This window comes from Pseudomonas sp. RA_35y_Pfl2_P32, assembly GCF_963970735.1.
GTDB lineage: Bacteria > Pseudomonadota > Gammaproteobacteria > Pseudomonadales > Pseudomonadaceae > Aquipseudomonas.
The window spans coordinates 1-255 of the sequence record NZ_CAXAQF010000445.1 but is presented as its reverse complement, the minus strand read 5'-3'; the positions used below and the strand labels follow the sequence as shown (position 1 = coordinate 255).

The following is a 255-nucleotide window of genomic DNA, read 5'->3' as shown; positions in this document are numbered from 1 at the left end:
ACACCGCCTACGTGTTCATCTCCCACAACCTGGCGGTGGTCCGTCATGTGGCCGACCACGTGATGGTGATGTACCTCGGCCGGCCGGTGGAAATGGGCCCCAAAGAGGACATCTACACCCGTCCCCTGCACCCCTACACCCAAGCCCTGCTGTCGGCCACACCGACCATCCACCCGGACCCGGACAAGCCGAAAATCAAGATCGTCGGCGAACTGCCCAACCCGCTCAACCCACCGCCCGGCTGCGCCTTCCACA

General features: G+C 64.3%; 1 protein-coding gene. It reads left to right on the top strand.

Translation table 11 applies throughout. The features are described from left to right. Window positions 1–255 (top strand): oligopeptide/dipeptide ABC transporter ATP-binding protein (locus tag AACY45_RS29095; RefSeq protein ID WP_339548915.1); only part of this gene is annotated, 255 nt, incomplete at both ends.